The 18,723-nt window shown below is 63.3% G+C and carries 16 protein-coding genes and 1 pseudogene; 10 read left to right on the top strand and 7 right to left on the bottom strand.

Annotated features, from left to right (window positions below; translation table 11 throughout):
• Positions 1-89: 89 nt before the first annotated feature.
• The 3 genes from AC56LV_RS15440 to AC56LV_RS15430 all read left to right on the top strand — a co-directional run bounded on the left by AC56LV_RS15440 (position 90) and on the right by AC56LV_RS15430 (position 2,206).
• Positions 90-1,004: an AraC family transcriptional regulator gene (locus AC56LV_RS15440; RefSeq protein ID WP_499558842.1), complete on the top strand. Its 915-nt coding sequence runs from the start codon at positions 90-92 to the stop codon at positions 1,002-1,004.
• A 75-nt stretch (positions 1,005-1,079) separates the two neighbouring features.
• On the top strand, positions 1,080-1,739 hold the full coding sequence (locus AC56LV_RS15435) for an HAD hydrolase-like protein (protein WP_499558840.1): 660 nt from the start codon (positions 1,080-1,082) through the stop codon (positions 1,737-1,739).
• Between the two features lie 50 nt (positions 1,740-1,789).
• A complete protein-coding gene (locus AC56LV_RS15430; protein ID WP_332531340.1) occupies positions 1,790-2,206 on the top strand; it encodes a hypothetical protein in 417 nt (138 codons plus the stop codon).
• A gap of 51 nt (positions 2,207-2,257) precedes the next feature.
• On the opposite strand, the pseudogene AC56LV_RS15425 reads toward AC56LV_RS15430, so the two are convergent.
• Together AC56LV_RS15425 and folE are read right to left on the bottom strand one after the other, a co-directional pair.
• Positions 2,258-2,533 (bottom strand): annotated as a pseudogene (locus tag AC56LV_RS15425) (transposase); the annotation flags it as partial.
• A gap of 87 nt (positions 2,534-2,620) precedes the next feature.
• A complete protein-coding gene (gene folE / locus AC56LV_RS15420) occupies positions 2,621-3,187 on the bottom strand; it encodes a GTP cyclohydrolase I FolE (protein WP_499455954.1) in 567 nt (188 codons plus the stop codon).
• A gap of 143 nt (positions 3,188-3,330) precedes the next feature.
• Between folE and AC56LV_RS15415 the strand changes: the two genes are divergently transcribed.
• On the top strand, positions 3,331-4,191 hold the full coding sequence (locus AC56LV_RS15415; RefSeq protein WP_499558838.1) for a hypothetical protein: 861 nt from the start codon (positions 3,331-3,333) through the stop codon (positions 4,189-4,191).
• Positions 4,192-4,205: 14 nt separating this feature from the next.
• Here the strand turns inward: AC56LV_RS15415 and nudC are convergent, their stop codons facing one another.
• Positions 4,206-5,027 (bottom strand): NAD(+) diphosphatase, encoded by an 822-nt coding sequence (gene nudC / locus AC56LV_RS15410; protein ID WP_499558905.1) that lies wholly within the window; start codon positions 5,025-5,027, stop codon positions 4,206-4,208.
• A 438-nt stretch (positions 5,028-5,465) separates the two neighbouring features.
• Between nudC and AC56LV_RS15405 the strand changes: the two genes are divergently transcribed.
• The gene (locus AC56LV_RS15405) at positions 5,466-6,290 is read left to right on the top strand and encodes an AraC family transcriptional regulator (protein WP_499558837.1); all 825 of its coding nucleotides are present in this window, start codon (positions 5,466-5,468) and stop codon (positions 6,288-6,290) included.
• A gap of 94 nt (positions 6,291-6,384) precedes the next feature.
• On the opposite strand, the gene AC56LV_RS15400 is transcribed toward AC56LV_RS15405, so the two are convergent.
• The 3 genes from AC56LV_RS15400 to AC56LV_RS15390 all read right to left on the bottom strand — a co-directional run bounded on the left by AC56LV_RS15400 (position 6,385) and on the right by AC56LV_RS15390 (position 10,036).
• Entirely contained in the window at positions 6,385-7,545 is a 1,161-nt protein-coding gene (locus tag AC56LV_RS15400) for an MFS transporter (protein WP_499558835.1), read from the bottom strand.
• 841 nt (positions 7,546-8,386) lie between these two features.
• Positions 8,387-8,812, bottom strand: a complete 426-nt coding sequence (locus tag AC56LV_RS15395; RefSeq protein WP_183555210.1) for an organic hydroperoxide resistance protein — start codon at positions 8,810-8,812, stop codon at positions 8,387-8,389.
• Positions 8,813-9,025: 213 nt separating this feature from the next.
• Positions 9,026-10,036 (bottom strand): LacI family DNA-binding transcriptional regulator, encoded by a 1,011-nt coding sequence (locus tag AC56LV_RS15390; protein WP_499558833.1) that lies wholly within the window; start codon positions 10,034-10,036, stop codon positions 9,026-9,028.
• A gap of 268 nt (positions 10,037-10,304) precedes the next feature.
• Between AC56LV_RS15390 and AC56LV_RS15385 the strand changes: the two genes are divergently transcribed.
• The 4 genes from AC56LV_RS15385 (at position 10,305) to AC56LV_RS15370 (ending at position 17,689) form a co-directional block, all read left to right on the top strand.
• Positions 10,305-12,728, top strand: a complete 2,424-nt coding sequence (locus AC56LV_RS15385) for a TonB-dependent receptor (protein ID WP_499558831.1) — start codon at positions 10,305-10,307, stop codon at positions 12,726-12,728.
• An 87-nt stretch (positions 12,729-12,815) separates the two neighbouring features.
• Positions 12,816-14,159 carry a GH1 family beta-glucosidase gene (locus AC56LV_RS15380; protein ID WP_499558829.1) on the top strand — a complete coding sequence of 448 codons (1,344 nt, stop codon included), beginning with the start codon at positions 12,816-12,818 and terminating at the stop codon, positions 14,157-14,159.
• A gap of 15 nt (positions 14,160-14,174) precedes the next feature.
• Complete coding sequence (locus AC56LV_RS15375; RefSeq protein ID WP_499558827.1) at positions 14,175-15,515, top strand: MFS transporter; 1,341 nt, start codon at positions 14,175-14,177, stop codon at positions 15,513-15,515.
• A complete protein-coding gene (locus AC56LV_RS15370) occupies positions 15,512-17,689 on the top strand; it encodes a heme-degrading domain-containing protein (protein WP_499558825.1) in 2,178 nt (725 codons plus the stop codon). Before AC56LV_RS15375 ends, AC56LV_RS15370 begins: the two co-directional genes overlap by 4 nt.
• On the opposite strand, the gene AC56LV_RS15365 is transcribed toward AC56LV_RS15370, so the two are convergent.
• Positions 17,665-17,949 carry a hypothetical protein gene (locus AC56LV_RS15365; protein ID WP_258838028.1) on the bottom strand — a complete coding sequence of 95 codons (285 nt, stop codon included), beginning with the start codon at positions 17,947-17,949 and terminating at the stop codon, positions 17,665-17,667. The genes AC56LV_RS15370 and AC56LV_RS15365 overlap by 25 nt on opposite strands.
• 157 nt (positions 17,950-18,106) lie before the next feature.
• Here AC56LV_RS15365 and AC56LV_RS15360 point away from each other — a divergent pair, with 157 nt between their 5' ends.
• Entirely contained in the window at positions 18,107-18,670 is a 564-nt protein-coding gene (locus AC56LV_RS15360; protein ID WP_499558823.1) for a hypothetical protein, read from the top strand.
• Positions 18,671-18,723: the final 53 nt, after the last annotated feature.

Raw genomic sequence — 18,723 nt, 5'->3', positions numbered from 1 at the left:
TTGCCGGAGGATCGTGCAATCTTCCCGGACCATCGCACGCCCCGCCGGTGGTCTAATGGCACGTTGTCCACCGACCCGAGAAACTGCCCATGCAAGCGATCCGCGACCTCGCCACCCAGATTGCGCAGCACGCCCCCGGCGACGGCATGCACCAGAGCCCGATCCCCGGCGTGTGGCTGATCCGCAGCGGCCAGACCACCGAACCGCTGCGTGTCGTGCACACGCCGGCGGTGTGCATCATCGCGCAGGGCGCCAAGCTGGTCTCGCTGGGCGGCACTGACTACCGCTACGACACGGCCAAGTTCCTGGTGGTGTCGGTCGATTTGCCGGTGACCGGCTGCGTGACGCTGGCGACCGAGGATGAACCCTATCTGTGCCTGCGGGTCGATCTCGACGCGCAGTTGCTCGCCGCGCTCGACCTCGAACTGCCGGCCCGGCCGACCGCGCGCGGCACGCCCCCGGCGCGCGGACTGTTTCTGAGCGAGACCACGCCCGCGCTGCTCGAGGTCGCCAACCGCCTCGTGCGCCTGCTCGATGCGCCCCACGACATCGCGGTGCTCGCGCCGCTGCTGCTGAAGGAATTCCACTATCGCCTGCTCACCGGCGAGCATGCCGACACGGTGCGCCATTGTGCGCGCGGCGATGGCCGCATCGCGCAGGTCACCCGGGCCATCTGCTGGATCAAGGATCACTACAACCGGCCATTGAGCGTCGAGCGGCTGGCCGGCGAGGTGGGCATGAGTTCGTCGACGCTGCACGAGCATTTCAAGACCGTGACCTCGATGAGTCCGCTGCAATACCAGAAGCAGCTGCGCCTGCAAGAGGCGCGGCGGCTGATGCTCGCCGGGTCGATCGACGCGGCGCGCGCGGGCCATGCGGTGGGCTACGAAAGCAGCTCGCAGTTTTCGCGCGAATACGCGCGCTTCTTCGGCCTGTCGCCGGGGCGCGATGCGACGCGGCTGCGCCAGTCGCTCCAGACGGGCGGCCTGCAGGCCATGCGCTGACAGGTGCGTCCCGGCGGCGTGCCAGCGCTGCGGTCTCTATAATCGCCGCATGACTTCCACTTTAATGGCCCGCGCATGAGCTATCGCCTGGCGATCTTCGACTTCGACGGCACGCTGGCCGACTCGTGGCCTTTCTTCATGAGCGTGTTCAACGAGATCGCCGACCAGCACGGCTTTCGGCGCGTCGACGCGGCGCAGGCCGAGCAGCTACGCCACTACGGGCCGCGCGACATCATGCGCCATGTCGGCATGCCGGCCTGGAAGCTGCCGATCGCCTCGCGCTCGTTCATCGACCGCATGCGCGGAGCCACCGGCCGCATCGCACTGTTCGACGGCATCGCCCCCACCCTGCGCGAGCTCGACCGCAATGGCGTGCGGCTGGCGGTGGTGTCGTCCAATGCCGAAGACAATGTGCGCCACGTGCTGGGGCCGGAACTGGCCGGCCTGATGGGGCAATACGAATGCGGCATGTCGATCTTCGGCAAGGCGGCGCGCATCCGCAAGGTCGTGCGCCGTGCCACGGTGCCAGCGATCCAGGCGCTGTATGTCGGCGACCAGACGACCGATGGCGACGCCGCGCGCCGGGCCGGGATCGCGTTCGGGGCGGTCGGCTGGGGCTATGCCTCGATGGAAGCGCTGCGCCGGGTGGCGCCTGAGCGCGAGTTCGGGACGCCGGCGGATCTGCTGTCGCTCGCAGGCCAGGCATGCCCGCCACGGAATTGCCCGGACGCATAGGCCAGTTGCTATACTCGGCAGCAACTGCATCAATGAACAACGGACCTTTCATGCGCCTTCCCCTCATCTTCCTGGCTCCGCTACTGCTGAGCGGCTGCTTCATCGAGACGTCGACGTACGTGATCGACCTGAATACCGATCATGCGATCACGCTGAAGGTGGAAAAGGACAATTTCTGGACCAAAGAAGGCACGCTGCGCGTCGTCATGTCGCGCCTGCCGGATTGCCAGCGCCAGTATGAGCTGGGCTCGGTATGGCTGGCCGACTTGCAGGTCGAGCTGTTCGGCAACGGCAACAACGTGTATACGCTGCGTGCGGACGACCAGGCATGGCAGATCGACACCACGACCTGTAGTGAACTGAAGGCGCCCGACCCTGATGCCGTCACCGGCCTGCCGCTGGGGATCTTTACGCTGGACAGCGACAACAAGCTCAACTTCGAGAAGCCGGAAGCGGCCAGCGAATAAGGCTCAGTAGCGCTGCGTCAGCGCGCGCAATCGGTTGAGCTCGACGTCACGACCTGATTTCTCAAGCACGCTTTCAAGCAGCGACTGGCCGTTTTCGCGTTGCATCGTCCACTGCGTGAAATACTCGTGCACCGTGCGCCACGGGGGAAAATCTGGTGGCATCGCGCGCCAGGTGGCGCCAGTGTGCAAAAAATACAACACGGCGCAAAAGACGTCGTACAAATCGTGCTTGCGTGGGCGCGTCTTGCGGCGTGCCGCTTCAAGCATGGCGCGCACGACCTCGAAGTGTTCGCGTGGTATATCGCTGGGGTAGACAGCTCGGTCCATGGGTGACCTCCAAAACAGCTTGGAGGCCCGGATCTGGAACAGGTTCCCTAGCTGTATTTACAGTCTACCCAAAATAATTGAACCTAGCTAGTCCCGCGCCAGCGCCAGGAACTCGGTTCGCAGTGCCAGGTTCGGCTGCAGCTCGCCCAGCAGGGTCGAGGTAATGGTTTCCTCGCCGATGGCGCGGATGCCACGGCTTTCCATGCACAGGTGGCGGCACTTGATGACCACGCCGACTGCTTTTGGTTCCAGCACTTCCATCAGCGCATTGGCGATCTGCATCGTCATGCGTTCCTGTACCTGCAGGCGCTTGGAAAAGATATCGACCAGGCGGGTCAGCTTCGACAGGCCGACGATTTTGCCGTTCGGCAGGTAGCCAACGGTGGCCTTGCCGAAGAACGGCGCCAGGTGGTGCTCGCAATGGCTGTAGACCGGGATGCCGCGCACGACGATCAGCTCGTTGTATTCTTCGGCGCCGTCTTCGAACGCCTTGAGCACTTCCACCGGATTCTGGTCGTAACCCGAAGTCCAGTGTTTCCAGGCCTTGGTCACGCGCGCAGGCGTTTCGATCAGGCCAGGACGGTCCGGATTTTCGCCCAGCGATGTCAGCAGACGACGCCAGTCGTGTTCGGTGAAAGCTTCTTTGTCAGACATGGTGCACCCTAAAATAACGATTGCCGCCAGTATATAGAAAACGTCTGGCCCCGGTCGGGGTGGCCCTATTCTTGCGCTAAATCATCCCCTGCATGCGACATATCTCATAACGTTGAGTACGGTCGTCGTTCAGGGAGAGCGCTATGTTTGGCAGCACGGTCATGGAAGTCGTCATCGGCATGGCATTCTGCTACGGCTCCCTGGCGCTGACGGTCACCACCTTGCAAGAGGCATTATCGGCCGCGTTCAGCCTGCGCGCCGGCATGCTGCGCACCTGCATCCAGCGCATGCTGCGCGACCCGCAGTTCACCGGCACTGCGCGGGCGGTCTACGCACACCTTTTGGTCAGTGCACATGACGACCTCACCGGCCCGCACGCGCCGCCGCATCCCGGCCCATCCTACATCGAACCGGCCAACTTCGCGATTGCGCTGATCGACGCCATCCGCGGCGGCGGCGCAGCGCTCGACAGTGCCATTGCCGCCGTGCCCGATCCGCAATTGCGGCGCACGCTGAACACGCTGTACGTGCAAACCGGCGGCGACGTGGAGCGCTTCCAGGCGGCGCTCGGCGGCTGGTTCGACAGCACCATGGCGCGCCTGTCGGGCGCCTATAAACGGCGCCAGCTGCTCGTCTCGTTCCTGCTGGCGCTGCTGCTGGCGATCCTGCTCAACATCGACAGCATCCACCTGTTCCAGACACTATGGCGGCATCCGGCCCTGGCTGCCGGCATCGGCGCTGTGCCTGCCGCGCTCGACGCGAAGCTGGTGAACGATCTGGCGACGCTGCCGATCGGCTGGGCCAGCTTTCCGCCGGTGCCCGACGCCGCGTTCGCGCTGCAGGTCACCGGCTGGCTGATCACTGCCAGCACGACGCTGTTCGGGGCGCCGTTCTGGTTCGACATCCTGCAGCGCGCGATCAACCTGCGCAGCACGGGCGCCAAGCCCGCCGCGGTAGAGGTCGGGCAAGCCATGGCGCACCACGCCGGTCCGGCAGCGCCGTAACGCCACCTCAGGCATTACGTCCCGGGCGGCCGGTGCGCGTCGATCAGTACGCTCGAGATCGACATCTGCGGCACCCGCTCCGGCCACGCGTCATCCGGACCGAACCAGCGCGCCTCGGCGATTTCGGCCGGGTCCACGCGGATCTCGCCGTCGAGGTAATCGGCCGTGAAGGCCAGCATCAGCGAATGCGGGAACGGCCACGACTGGCTGGCGAAATAGCGCGGATTGTGCACGCGCAGTCCGACTTCTTCGAACACTTCGCGCGTGATGCATTCTTCGATCGACTCGCCCGCTTCCAGGAAGCCCGCCAGCGGCACGAAGCGCTGCGTGGCATGCAGCACGTGCTTGGCCAGCAGCACCTGGTCGCCCTTGCGGATCAGCACCATCATGGCCGGCGAGATGCGCGGATAGGCCATGTGCCCGCATTGCGGACACTTGAAGCAACGCTCGCCGGTGGCCAGCACCGTGCCGCTGCCGCACACACCGCAGAAGCGATGGGTGCGTGCCCATTCCGCGACCTGGGCAGCGCGGCCGGCCAGGCCGACCAGGGACTCGTCCATCACGCCAAACAGCGCGCGCAGGCCACGCCAGGCATAGCCTGCCGGTAGTGCGGGTTCGGCATCGAGCCAGCCGGTCTGGCAATACCGGCCATCGAGCAGGCCGAGCGGCTGCAGGTGTTCGCGCACCGCGCCGACCTGTTCGAGCACGGCGACGTCGGGCAGCGCTGGCCCGTCTTCACGCACCAGTAATTGTCCCTTATGGAACAGGAAGTTCAGCGGCGCCGGATCGGGATGCGGCGCAAACAGCGGCGTGAAGGAAGCAGGCGTATGCAGCATGGTCAATGGGTGGTCAATGAGATCGCCAAATGATACTGCCTTTCACCGTTCGGGATTCGGTACGCCCTGCCCGTTGACTGACCCGGCCAATGTCGTGGCAGCAGGCCAGCGCACCTGCAAAGACGCACTTTTTGAGCCGGCAGATGCACTGAATCGGCGCTGCCCGAATGCAACGAATCAACGAACTGAACTGCTCTTGACCCGATGTCATGAACGAAATTGACTTGGAACTTGTCTAGTCAGGTTATGTTGGAATCTCCATATCCATGTCTCGACTTTTACAAGCTGACTTTTCTCTAAGTCATTAATTTATTAGGGAAAATAGTTGAGCCTGAGCATCAAAAAAGCGTTGTATTCTGGATGAAATCTCACCAATTTCCACTCGGAAATATCGCTTTTCGTCCAGAATAGATAGCCATCTATCTAAATCGTACTGTCATGGACAAACTGTCATCACTGGTCGGTCGCCACTCGTTCAACGCCCGTATTTTCTATAACGGTGCTTTTTGCGATACCAATCAATTCACTGAAAACGGTGTCTCCGGTCAGCTGCACGTGGTGCGCGAAGGACCGGTCGACTTCATCCATGACGATGGCAAGGTCATCACCGTGACCGAGCCGTCGCTGCTGTTTTATCCGCGCGGCGCCAGCCACCGCTTGCAGGTGCATCCCGGCCACACCGCCAACCTGTTGTGCGCGCATATCCAGTTCCAGGACGAAATGAGCAATCCGCTGTCGCGCGTGCTGCCCAACTGCCTGGTCATGCCGCTGAGCGAAATTGCCGGATTGCGCTCGACGCTCGACCTGCTGTTCAGCGAAGCCAGCCAGGCCGAGCCGGGCCGCGAAGTGATCCTGGATCGCCTGTGCGACGTGTTGCTGATCCAGATGATCCGGCGCGAATTCGACAGCGGGCGCTTGTCGCTGGGCCTGCTTGCCGGCCTGTCGGACCGTCAGTTGTCGCTGGCACTGACAGCCATCCACGAGCGCCCGCACGAGCCATGGAGCCTGCAATCGCTGGCCAAGGTGGCCTGCATGTCGCGCGCCGCTTTTACCGAACGCTTCCGTGACGTGATGGGCATGCCGCCGGGCGAATACCTGACGCGCTGGCGCATCGGCGTTGGCAGCCGTCTGCTGCGCCAGGGCATGCCGGTCAAGCAGGTCAGCAGCCGCGCCGGCTACACCAGCCCGTCCACGTTCACCCGCGCCTTCACGGCGATGATGGGCGCCTCGCCGCGCGAGTGGCTCAAGCAAGCCGCGGGCTGATCCAGAAACGACAACGCAGACGGGCCTTGCGGCGCCGTCTGCGTTTGTGTTTGCAGCTCATGCATGCGGCCATCCAGGCCGCAGCGCACGCAACTCACTTCAGCATGCGGGTACGGCAAGCGACCATCGCGATCACGATCGACAGGCCGCCGATATAGGCAATGGCTGCCTGCATGCCGATGAAGTGCGCGACGGCGCCAATGGCTGGCGGGCCCATCAGGCTGCCGCTGTACGCCATGCTGGCCACCGCAGCCAGGGCTGCCGGGCCTTGTGCACCGGCCGCGCTGAACACGAACGGGAACACCAGCGCCAGGCCAACGCCCGCAACAGCGAAACCAATCAGCGCCACATAGGCATTCGGGGCCAGCACCGCAAAGAACAGGCCGGCGGCCGCGACCATGGCGCCGGTGCTCACCAGGCGCTTGGCGCCATGGCGCTCTTTCAGTTTGTCGCCGAACATGCGCGAGATCAGCATCATCACCGAGAAAGCGGACAGCGACAGCGGCGCCAGGCCATCCGATGCACCGAAATGCTCTTTCAGGAACATGCCGCTCCAGTCAGCGATGCTGCCTTCGGCCATCGAACCGAAGAAGCCCAGCAGGCCCAGCAGCACCAGCGGACCGCGCGGCAATGCAAACGATTTCTTCTCGACCTGGACGCCCACTTCGTCCGCGTCCAGCACGCTGTAGGCCATCCACAGCACGACGGCCAATGGACCGGCCAGCATCAGAAAGTGGGTTGCCGGTGCAATCTTGAGGCTCGCCATCAAGCTGCCCAGCGTGGCGCCGACCAGGCCACCGGCGCAGCACAGGCCATGCAAACGCGACATTTCCGACTTGCCGCTGGCCTTTTCGCGGCGCGCTGCCGCCGAATTCATTGCCACATCGAAGATGCTGGCGGTTACACCCAGCATCAGCACCGACATCATCAGGCGCGACACGGTCGGCGCCATGCCGATCGACACCAGTACACTCAGCAGTGCCAGGCCCGCGAGCAGGATGGTCTTGCGGGCGCCGAAGCGGCCCATCATGAACGACGAGACCGGGTACGACAGCACGGCGCCCACGCCGCCGCAGACCAGCACCATCGACAGGGCCGCATGCGACACATTGACGCCGGCGGCCAGCGCAGGGATACGGCCAGCCCACGATCCCATGATCAGGCCGAACAGCGCGAAGACGAGTGGCAGGGAATATTGCTGGGCTTGTACAAGAACAAACGACGAACGGCGCGGGGCGGAAACAGGGGTGTGCATGAAAGCGGTGAAATGTTAAATTTATTGAGGTGTCAAAGGATTGGCAAAGTGCTCTTCAGACGCCAGCCGCGCGTGGAATATTTACTTCAGGCACCTGATGGACCGCAATTCTAAACACCTTTTTTCGCTATAGTTTTCTGAGCGGAAAAATATTTTCAACCGTTGTTTTGCGCTGACACATCACAGCAAAAGCATTGCTTGGAAGATATCAAGCGATAGGGATTTCACATCACATATCCGCTGTGAAGGCTAAAAACTGCCGGATATGTAACGATTTATTGCGCTTCTTGCGCGGCTGGTGTGAACAATGTTCAAAGTTCCAGATTTGCTGCAGCGCGTCAAAATAGAGCGTATTCGGGCATTACATCGGGCATTTGAACAGACGATCAGCACCTGGAATCAAGCAAGTGAAGATTCCAGCGGGAAATATTGTTGGAGCTACTTCACAACCAGTCCAAGCATTCGCCAATTGTTAAATCGTGGTTCTCCAGCACGGACAAGAACCGCCCCTGAAGCAATGTCGGTAGGGTGGACGGCTACGCCGTCCACGCGTTCAAACTGACTTGATGTCGTAGCGCACTAGGGCTCGTTGAACGCCGATCACAGCCGGGGTCAGGTCTGACATTCAGACACAACCTCAGCCTTAACCACTTCCAATAGTCCTTTGCCCAGTATGAGCATGGCCCGTTGCCAGCTTGTTCCGGCTATCCGACTGTCGAGATCGTGTCCGAATGTCAGACCTGCCCCCCGCTTTTCATCTAGTACAGCGGCACAAAAAAAGGCTGCCTTCGGGCAGCCTTTTTCGTCATCAACATCATCCTGGTTTTCCAGGCAGTCGCGTCTACACCAGTTGCAGGGTCACATCGATATTGCCGCGGGTCGCGTTCGAATACGGGCACACGATGTGCGCGCGGTCGATCAGCGTTTGCGCTTCATCGGCCGGCACGCCTGGCAGGCTGATCTTGAGCAGCACTTCGATGCCGAAGCCGGTCGGGATCGGGCCGATGCCGACCGTACCTTCCACCGCGACGTCCGGCGAAATCTTCAGCTTGTCGCGGTTGGCGACGAATTTCATCGCGCCCAGGAAGCAGGCCGAGTAGCCAGCAGCGAACAATTGCTCAGGGTTCGTGCCAGCCAGGCCATTACCACCGAGTTCTTTTGGGGTGGTCAGCTTCACATCCAGTGCGCTGTCGGACGACACGGCGCGGCCTTCGCGGCCACCCGTTGCGGTGGCGTTGGCGCGGTAGAGAACGTTTTCGATTGCCATGATGAGACTCCTTGAAAGGGTGGCGGATGCCCGCCGATCTATTTAACGCTATTATATAGCGCGCTATTTATATGGATTGCTGCCTTGGCCCGCCGACCCGCTTGCCCGTTGTGGGGTACGTTCGGCGCTGCCATGAACAGCATAATACATAGCTCGCTATTTAATAGCAAGCGATTTTTATGAAGCGCCTTGAGCAAGCCGACAACACGGCGATTACACCAGCCGCACCGACTCCCGCACGACAAGACTCAACCCCGGCACATCGGCTGCCGGTTGCTGATGCCCCAGCATCGCCAGCATGCGCCGCCCGATCCCGGTCCCGACTTCGTACAGCGGCTGGCGCACGGTGGTCAGCGGCGGCGTCGTGTACATCGAACTTTCCAGATCGTCGAACCCGACCAGCGAAATGTCTTCGGGGACGCGGATATTGCGCCGGTACAGCGCCAGGCGCGCGCCATAGGCCGTCAAATCGTTGGCCGCGAAGATCGCGCTGAAACGCACGTTGGCCACCAGCAGGCTGTTCAGTGCCAGCAGGCCGCTGGACTCGCTGAAGTCGCCCGTCACGACCAGCCGTGGGTCGCTTGCAATGCCGTGTTTGGTCAGTGTGTCGTTGTAGCCCGCCAGGCGCTCGCGCGCGTCGCGATGATCAGGCGGCCCGGCGATATGGGCAATGCGCCGGTGCCCCTGGCTGATCAGGTATTCCACTGCTTCGCAGGCGCCGCCGTAATTGTCCAGGCAAAACGCCTGCGTGCGCTCGCCCTGCACTTCGCGCCCGAACGCCACGATTGGTACGCGGCGCGAAAAGTCGAGGATCTGCTTGTCACTCATATTGCCGGTCAGGATTGCCACGCCATCGACGCGGCGTCCGATCAACAGCTCGACCCGCTCGGCTTCTTCATCCGCATGCCAGTGGCCGCTCATGATCAGGAGCGCATAGCCGGATGCCTTGACCGCATCCTCGATGCCGACCATGGCGCGGTTGAAGTAACCACTCTCGAGCGACTGGGTGAGTACGCCGATGGTGTTGGTGCTGCCCATCTTGAGGCTTTGCGCCAGCCGATTGGGCTTGTAGTTCAGCTCATCGATGACGCGCTCGATCGTGCGCCGCTTGTCGTCCGACACTTTCGCCGTGCCGTTCAAGAAACGCGAGACGGTGGCCGGCGACACGCCTGCCCTGCTGGCGACCTGGTACAGCGTGGTGATACCGCTCTCGATGTTTTTCATGAAGCGTTCTGGACAGGTCCGGGGCAATTTGTTGCTTGAAGTATATCACGCAGCTTTCACATAAAACGGCCGCTGGAAGATGCTTATGAAACGCTTTCATAAACAATCCGTCGTTGACCTGCAACAAACCCGCTACTCCCTATCATAAATACTAATTGACATTTTTTTACCGTTGAAATTACTATGAAACCGTTTTCAAGATTGATGAAACCGATTTCTTATCAGTCCTAACGCACGCAGTGTCCATAAAACTATATCGGAGACAAGCATGACAACCATGACGCCCCAACTGGCAGGGGTCCGTACGCCCTCGTCCGCCCCTATCCGCTTGGCCATCCTGACGCTGCTCGCCAGCATCGGTACAGCCCACGCCCAATCGGCCGCCGATCCGGCGTCGCCTGCCGCCGCTACCCCGGCAGCAGTCGTCGACAACGGCCGTATCGCCGAAGTGGTCGTGACCGCCACCAAGCGCTCGACCTCGCTGCAGCGCACCCCGATCGCGGTCACCGCGCTGACCGCCGCCACGCTGGCAGACAACCATGTGCAGACCCTGCTCGACGTCGTCGCACTGGTCCCGGGTTTCCAGGCCACGGCCCAGGGTGACCACGGCGTGACGACGATGACGCTGCGCGGCATCGGCAACGACAGCGCCAAGACCGAATACGCCGATCCTGAAGTCGCTTCGTTCGTCGACAACGTATATTCGCCACGCGCCGAAGGCGCCACTGCCCTGCTGTTCGACGTCGAAGGCATCGAAGTGCTGCGCGGCCCGCAAGGCACGCTGTGGGGCCGCAACTCCACCGTCGGCGCCGTCAATATCCAGACCGTCAAGCCAGAGCTGAACAGCCGCTCGGGCTACGTTGAAGGCGGTATCGGCGACTACAACCGCATCGGCACGCGCGGCGCGGTCAATGTCCCGCTGTCCGAAACGGCCGCACTGCGCTTTGCCGTCGTGCACGAGCGTCATGATGGCTACGTCGATTACCAGCAATTCCCGAACCCGTCGATCGCGCAACAGCGCGCTGCCTACCTGGCCGCTGGCGGCGCCGCTGCCGGCTTCCGCCCAATCAATCCGAACAACTACGTTTCCGGTGGCGACAAGTACAGCGCCCAGGACCAGACTGCAGCACGCATGTCGCTGCTGTGGCACCTGGCGCCAAACCTGCGCTGGAACATCGCCTACGAAAAATTCATCGACCGCGGCACCCCAAGCGCCAACCTGATGCAGACGCCGCGGGCGGGCCAGGACCACTGGTCGACCCTGTCCGACTCGTCGCCATGGGTCAACCGTGACAGCGACAACGTGCGCAGCCGCCTGAGCTGGGACATCAGCCCCGACCTCGCGCTGCAATACGTGGCGGGCTGGTCCAAGTACAGCGGCGACATGCGCTTCGACCAGGACGGCGGCACGATCCTCCCGACCTCGATCATCTCGGGCGGCAAGTTCCAGGAACACACCACGACCGACTCCAACTACCGCAGCTACAGCCACGAAGTGCTGCTGCAATCGGTCGGCACGCGCGCCATCGACTGGCAGGTCGGCGCCTACTACGGCAAGGAAAAAAACAATATCCGCTTCGACATCGGCGGCATGAACGGTACCGAAGATGGCACCGTGGCATGGCAGGGTTCGTTCATCCAGCCGGACCAGACCGTGGAAAACTCGGCCGTCTTCGGCCAGGCCACCTGGAACATCACCGATGCCTGGCACCTGACCGGCGGCGTGCGCTACACCCACGACAAGCGCGTCCACATTGGCGGTCGCGGCTACACCTGGGCGTACGACGCCAGCGCGCCACAACTGCCGCTCAATCCGCAGATCGATCCGCGCGATCCGGTCAACGGCTACCAGTCCGGCGTACCGAACGATGGCCGCTACAGCGACAACAAGGCCACCGGCCTGGTGCGCGTGAACTACGACATCGACCGCAACAATATGGTGTATGCGAGCGTGTCGACCGGCTACAAGGCCGGCGGCGTGCAGGATCGCGGCTTGCCGTACCAGCCAGAGACGCTGACCAACTTCGAGATCGGTTCGAAGAGCACGTTCATGGATGGCGCGCTGCGTATCAATAACGCGCTGTTCTACATGGACTTCAAGGACTTCCAGTTCAATTCGCCGGTCAGCTTCTCCGACGGCAGCCGTGGCCTGGCCATCGAGAATGCCGATGGCGCCAAGGTCACGGGCCTGGAAACCGAGATTTCCGCACGTATCGCAAAAGACGGCCGCCTGTCGATCGCGCTGGCCGTGCTCGACACCAAGCTGGGTCACCTGGTCGCCGGCTCGAACGACTATGCGCTGCCACCGTGCACGGTCGACACCCGCATCGAGACCTGCCTGGACGTGAGCGGTCACAAGCTGCCGCACGCACCGAAGTTCTCGACCACGGTACAGTACCAGCACACGTTCCGCCTGGCCGATGGTGCTACCCTGGTGCCGCGCATCACGGCGCGCTACGAGGATGAAGTCAGCCTGAGCGTGTTCGACCTGGGTCCGGAAGACCGCCAGAAAGCCTACGCCAGCGCCGACCTTGGCCTGCGCTACGCGAAGGACAAATGGTGGGTCGACGCCTTCGTGCGCAACGTCGGCGACAAGAAGATCAAGACCAGCGCCTTCAACGGCTTCGGCCCATGGCTGGCGCAGTACAAGCCACCACGTACGGTTGGCGTGAATACCGGCTTTGATTTCTAAAAGCTGAAGCATGGCAAGCGCGCCCGGTGGGCGCGCTGCTTTTTTTTGTTTGACCTGAATCTGCCCCAGCAGTGATCCGAGAGTTCCATGACCAACAGCCCCGACTTCGACTTCCGCAACAACTTCCCTTCCGACTTCACCTGGGGCGTGGCCACCAGCTCCTTCCAGATCGAGGGCGCTGCCGCCGTCGATGGCAAGGGGCCGTCGATCTGGGACACCTTCTGCCTGGACCAGAACAATATCAAGGACGGCAGCGATGGCATCATCGCCTGCGACCACTATCACCGTTACCAGGAAGACGTCGGCATCATGGCCTCGATCGGCGTGGACGCCTACCGCTTCTCGTTCGCCTGGGCGCGCGTGCAGCCGGACGGCAAGGGCGCCTGGAACGAAGCAGGCTTCGATTTCTATGACCGCCTGCTGACCGAACTGGAAAGCAAAGGCATCCGCGCGCACGCGACCCTGTACCACTGGGACCTGCCGCAAGGCCTGCAGGATGATGGCGGCTGGCTCAATCGCGAAACCGCCTACCGCTTCGCCGACTATGCGCGCGAGATCGCGCGCCGCTTCGGCAACCGGATCGAGGCAATCGCCACCCACAACGAGCCGTGGTGCACGGCCAATCTGGGTTACGGCAATGCGCAGTTCGCACCCGGCGTGGCCGACCTGAAGCAATCGATCCAGGTCTCGCACCACCTGCTGCTGTCGCATGGCCTGGCCATGAGCGCGATGCGCGAGGTTGGCAGCAGCGCGCAGCTGGGCATCGTGCTGAACCAGTGGACCGCCGATGCGGCCACCGATTCGCAGGCCGACCGCGACATGGCCGAATTCGAGTATGCACGCTCGGTGCAGTGGTTCATGGACCCGATCTTCAAGGGCCGCTACCCCGAACTGGCGCTGCGCGGCCATGGCGAGAACGCCCCCGTCGTTGCTGACGGCGACCTCGCCATCATCCACCAGAAGATCGACTTCCTCGGCTCGAACTATTACTTCCGCTCGTGGTGCAGCGCCAGCACGCCGCCCGTGCCAGCGCCGGCGCGCCACGGCGTGACCGACATGGGCTGGGAAATCTTCCCCGAAGGCCTGTCCGAACTGCTGCTCAAACTGAAGGCCGAGTATCCCGACCTGCCGCCGGTGTACATTACCGAAAACGGCATGGCCAATCCAGACGTGCTGGAAAACGGCCGCGTGCACGATACGGCGCGCATCGCCTACGTGCGCAGCCATCTGGCCGCGCTCAAGGACGCGATGGATGCAGGCGTGGACGTGCGCGGTTATTTCCTCTGGAGCCTGCTCGACAACTTCGAGTGGAATTCGGGCTACGCCAAGCGCTTCGGCATCGTGCACGTGGACTATGCAAGCCAAGAGCGCACGCTGAAGGACAGCGCGCTGTGGTACCGCGAATTCATCGCCAGCCGTATCAAGGCTTGATCAACGGGATCGATCATGCGCCCTGCCAAAACCGTATCACCGCTGCTGTGGGTCCCGACCGGCTACTTCACGATGGCGCTTGGCTACGTGATGCTCACCAGCGTCACCGCCATCATGTTCAAGAATCTGGGCATGGACAACGGCCGCGCGGCCCAGTATTCGAGCCTCCTGATCCTGGCTTATACGGTCAAGCCGCTGTTTGCGCCGTTCGTCGAGATGTACCGCACCAAGAAGTTCTTTGTCCTGTGTTCGCAGCTCGCCATCGGCGCCGGCTTTGCCGGCGTGGCGCTGCTGATGGAACTGCCCGGCTACATGACCTTCCTGATGGCGATCTTCTTTGCGCTGTCGTTCATCGGCGCGACGCAGGACATCGCCAGCGACGGTGTGTACGTCACGTCGCTCGACGCGCGCGCGCAGTCGCTGTACTGCGGCATCCAGAGCCTGTCGTGGAATATCGGCCCGATCGTCGCCGCCGGCGGCATGGTCTACCTGAGCGGCTACCTGCACACCCACGTGTTCGGCCATGATCCAGGCGTGTTCGGCCCGGACTGGATCGACGCCTGGCGCATCATCTTCCTGCTCGTCGGCGGCCTGACGCTCTTGATGGCGCTGTGGCACTGGCGCTTCATGCCTGAGGGCGCGCGCGCCGCCGATACGCCATCGAGCGCGAAGGACGCCGGCCGCATCCTGGTCGACGCCTTCGTCACGCTGTTCCAGAAGCGCGGCGTGTGGCGCATGATCGCGTTCGCGTTCCTGTTCCGCTTCAGCGTCGGCCTGCTGGAAAAGATCGGCCCGTTCTTCATGGTCGATCCGGCCTCGAAAGGGGGCCTGGGTCTGTCCAACGAAATGCTGGGCCTGATCTACGGTACCTATGGCCTGGCAGCGGTGCTGGTCGGCTCGCTGCTGGGCGGCCTGTATGTCGCCAAGCGGGGCCTGAAGTCGACGCTGTTCGTGCTGTGCTGCGCGATCAACATCCCGAACGTCGCCTTCCTGGTCATGAGCATCTACACGCCATCGAGCCTGGTGCTGATCACGCTGGGGGTGGCCATCGAAAAGTTCTTCTTCGGCTTCGGCGCGGTCGGCTTCATGATCTACCTGATGCAGCAGCTCGCACCGGGCAAGTACACGACCACCCACTACGCGTTCGGCACGGGCCTCATGGGCCTGTGCGGCATGGTCACGGGCGTCATCAGCGGCCACCTGCAGGAGATGATGGGTTACGTCGCCTACTTCGGCCTAGTGATGGTCGCAACGATCCCGTCGTTCGTCGCCACCTGGTACGCGCCGTTCTATCACGATGACGGCAGCACGCCGGCGGCGGGCGTCGGCACGGATGGCAAGACGGTGCCGGCATGAAGCGCACCATTCTCGCCACGGCGCTGCTGACGCTTGCTGCCGGCGCCGGATCTGCACAGATCAAGGTCAATGCGGTGGGCTTCCTGCCGCAATCGCACAAGCTGGCCGTCATCCCGCAGGCGCCTGGTGCGAACCGGTTCGAGGTCGTCGACGCTGACGGCAAGGTCGTGCTGGATGGCGCGCTGGGCGCGGCGAGCCGCTGGGCGCCGTCGGGCGAAACCGTGCGCGTGGCCGACTTCAGCGCGCTGACGCAGGCCGGCGCCTACCGCGTCCGCGTGGGCAGCCTGCTGTCCGATCCTTTCACGGTCGCCCAGGATGGCTACCGCGCGCTGGGCGACGCGGCCCTGAAGGCGTTCTACTTCAACCGCAGCGCGCTCGTCCTCACGCCGGAGCATGCCGGGGCATGGGCACGACCCGCCGGCCATCCGGACGACAAGGTGCTCGTGCACGCGTCGGCGGCATCAAAAGCGCGCCCGCAAGGCACGGTCATCGCCAGTCCCAAGGGCTGGTACGACGCCGGCGACTACAACAAATACGTGGTCAACTCGGGCATCGCGACCTACACGCTGCTGGCCGCGCTCGAGCACTTCCCCGACTACTTTAAACGCGACATCGGCATTCCCGAATCCGGCAACGGCGTGCCCGACATCCTCGACGAGGCGCTGTGGAACCTCGACTGGCTGCTGACGATGCAGGACCCGGCCGATGGCGGCGTGTACCACAAGCTCACCAACCTGCGCTTCGACGGGATCGTGATGCCGCACGCGGCATCGACTACCCCGCGCTACGTGGTGGCCAAGAGCACGGCGGCGGCGCTCGATTTCGCCGCCACGATGGCCACCGCCAGCCGTGTGCTGGCCCCGTACGACGCGAAGTGGCCCGGCCTGTCGCAGCGCATGCTGGCGGCGGCGCAGGCCGCGTGGCGCTGGGCCGAGGCGCACCCGAATGTCGTCTTCAAGAACCCCAAAGATGTCGTCACCGGCGAATACGGCGACGCCCAGCTGGCCGACGAATTCGCGTGGGCGGCGGCCGAACTGTTCATCGCGACCGGGCAGGATAACTATGCGCAGGCGTTCATGCGTCATGATGCTGCACTGAGCACGCCGGCCTGGGGCGATGTGGCCGCGCTGGGCTGGATGTCGCTGGCGCACCACCGCGAGCACCTGAAGCCCGGCATCGACCGCGCCCTGATCGAACGCCGCATCGATGCGCTGGCCAGTCAGCTCGCAAAAAATGCCGATGACGGCTACCGGGTACCGCTGGCATCAAAAGACATCGTCTGGGGCAGCAATGCGGTGATTCTGAACCAGGGCATGATGCTGCTGCAGGCCTATCGCATCAACGGCACGCCGGCCTACCTGCAGGCGGCGCAGTCGAGTCTCGACTATGTATTGGGCCGCAATGCCACCGGCTACACGTTCGTCACGGGCTTTGGCGCGCGCCCGGTCATGCATCCGCACCACCGGCCGTCGATGGCCGATGGCGTGGCTGCGCCGGTGCCGGGCTGGCTGGCCGGCGGCCCCAATCCGGGCCAGCAGGACGCCAAGGATTGCCCGCCGTATCCGAGCAAGCTGCCGGCGCTGTCCTATCTCGACCACGCATGCAGCTACGCCGCCAACGAGGTCGCCATCAACTGGAACGCGCCGCTGGTGTACGTGACCGCGGCGCTGTCCGCGCTCACGCCCCATGCCATGAACGACACTGCCACCGTCTCGCTTGCCGCGCTGCTGCGCGAAGAACAGCAACTGCAATTTGACCGCTTCGACGATGCCACCGCGCGCGCCGTTGGCGCGCAGCTCGTTGCGCGCGCCGAGCGCGAACACAAGACGGTGACGATCCAGGTCACGCGCGGCGACGCCGTGCTGTTCAAACAGGCGATGCCGGGGGCGTCACCGGATCACGCCGACTGGATCCGCCGCAAAAACAATCTGGTGGGGCGCACCGGCCACAGCTCGTTCTATACCCACAACGAAGTGCGCCAGGGCGGGGGCGACCATGATGCGCTGCCGGGCCTGGACATGCGCGACTATGCCGCCCACGGCGGCGCGTTCCCCGTGATCGTGCGCGGCCAGGGCGTCGTCGGCACGGTGACGGTGTCCGGGCTGCCGGGACCGGACGACCATGCGCTGGTGGTTGCGGCGCTGAAGGACTACCTGGCGCCCGGTTCGCCGTAACGGCGCGCGGCTTCCTGGCGGTACCACTGCCAGGCAAAGCGCCACACCACCACGGTCACGATCACCAGCTTGCTCCAGATGAACAGCCAGACCGGGGTGGGCAGGTCGATGCCAAGGCTGGTCCAGCGCACGACGCCGGTGGCGATCATGATCAGCACGACCGGCGCCAGCGCCAGCAATAGCGGCCGCACCAGTTGGCGCCGCGTGCGGGTACAGGGAGACGTCATCATGGCGGGGACAGGGTTGGTTGAATCGGCCATGCAGGATTGAGCGGGACGAGTCTGACATCCTACCAGCCCCGCATCGAGGCAGGATAACGACCTGTACGCCGGCTTTACGCTGCTTTACATTTGCCACCCTGTTGCATGCCAGGTGAGCGACCGTTAAAAAGAGACGACTCGCTACAGGACAGACATCATGGTTTCCAGCATCAGCAGCAGCACCCCAACCCAGGCAACCTATGCACCGGCCGCCCGGAACAATCCGGACCAGACGGTTGCCACTCCCACCGTGGTCACGACGACCGACGATCAAGGCGACACTCCCGCGCCGACCCAAAGCGCCGAATCGGCCGCCAGCGCGCGCCTGGGCGACCAGTTGAACGCCCAGGCCGATGCGTCGCGCGTGCAGCGCGCAGTGGACGAGGCCAGTACTGACAGCGGCACGGCCACCGAAAGTGAAGCAGCCGCCGGAACTGCAGCGGTTGCCACCCCGCCTGCCGCCGCAGCATTGGCCGCATCCACCACATCGGCCACGACCAACGACTACGTCGCCGAGGCCGACACCAATTCGGACAAGACCGTCAGCGACGACGAGCAGGCTGCCTACGATACCAAGCTGCGCCAGCAAGCCGAAGCGGCTGCCGCGACGAAGGCGGCGACGGCAAAAGAAGCCGATCCACAGGACGCGCTGACGGCCGAAGTGCGCGCCACATATGGCGTCGATGACGCCGCCGAACCGGTACTGAACATTACGGCTTGATGCACGAATTTGTTGCGCTGCACCCGAAGTTACAAGCAGTAAAATCGAAATAA

It is taken from the genome of Telluria sp. RB2R28 (assembly GCF_059685835.1).
This window is presented reverse-complemented; position numbering and strand designations above follow the sequence as displayed.

Excerpts from the sequence above, each read along its gene's own strand:
- AC56LV_RS15385 (WP_499558831.1), top strand. The coding sequence starts at position 10,305 with ATGACAACCATGACGCCCCAACTGGCAGGGGTCCGTACGCCCTCGTCC.
- AC56LV_RS15360 (WP_499558823.1), top strand. The coding sequence starts at position 18,107 with ATGGTTTCCAGCATCAGCAGCAGCACCCCAACCCAGGCAACCTATGCA.
- AC56LV_RS15380 (WP_499558829.1), top strand. The coding sequence starts at position 12,816 with ATGACCAACAGCCCCGACTTCGACTTCCGCAACAACTTCCCTTCCGAC.
- AC56LV_RS15390 (WP_499558833.1), bottom strand. The coding sequence starts at position 10,036 with ATGAAAAACATCGAGAGCGGTATCACCACGCTGTACCAGGTCGCCAGC.
- folE (WP_499455954.1), bottom strand. The coding sequence starts at position 3,187 with ATGTCTGACAAAGAAGCTTTCACCGAACACGACTGGCGTCGTCTGCTG.
- nudC (WP_499558905.1), bottom strand. The coding sequence starts at position 5,027 with ATGCTGCATACGCCTGCTTCCTTCACGCCGCTGTTTGCGCCGCATCCC.
- AC56LV_RS15395 (WP_183555210.1), bottom strand. The coding sequence starts at position 8,812 with ATGGCAATCGAAAACGTTCTCTACCGCGCCAACGCCACCGCAACGGGT.
- AC56LV_RS15405 (WP_499558837.1), top strand. The coding sequence starts at position 5,466 with ATGGACAAACTGTCATCACTGGTCGGTCGCCACTCGTTCAACGCCCGT.
- AC56LV_RS15415 (WP_499558838.1), top strand. The coding sequence starts at position 3,331 with ATGTTTGGCAGCACGGTCATGGAAGTCGTCATCGGCATGGCATTCTGC.
- AC56LV_RS15430 (WP_332531340.1), top strand. The coding sequence starts at position 1,790 with ATGCGCCTTCCCCTCATCTTCCTGGCTCCGCTACTGCTGAGCGGCTGC.
- AC56LV_RS15365 (WP_258838028.1), bottom strand. The coding sequence starts at position 17,949 with ATGGCCGATTCAACCAACCCTGTCCCCGCCATGATGACGTCTCCCTGT.
- AC56LV_RS15440 (WP_499558842.1), top strand. The coding sequence starts at position 90 with ATGCAAGCGATCCGCGACCTCGCCACCCAGATTGCGCAGCACGCCCCC.
- AC56LV_RS15435 (WP_499558840.1), top strand. The coding sequence starts at position 1,080 with ATGAGCTATCGCCTGGCGATCTTCGACTTCGACGGCACGCTGGCCGAC.
- AC56LV_RS15375 (WP_499558827.1), top strand. The coding sequence starts at position 14,175 with ATGCGCCCTGCCAAAACCGTATCACCGCTGCTGTGGGTCCCGACCGGC.
- AC56LV_RS15400 (WP_499558835.1), bottom strand. The coding sequence starts at position 7,545 with ATGCACACCCCTGTTTCCGCCCCGCGCCGTTCGTCGTTTGTTCTTGTA.
- AC56LV_RS15370 (WP_499558825.1), top strand. The coding sequence starts at position 15,512 with ATGAAGCGCACCATTCTCGCCACGGCGCTGCTGACGCTTGCTGCCGGC.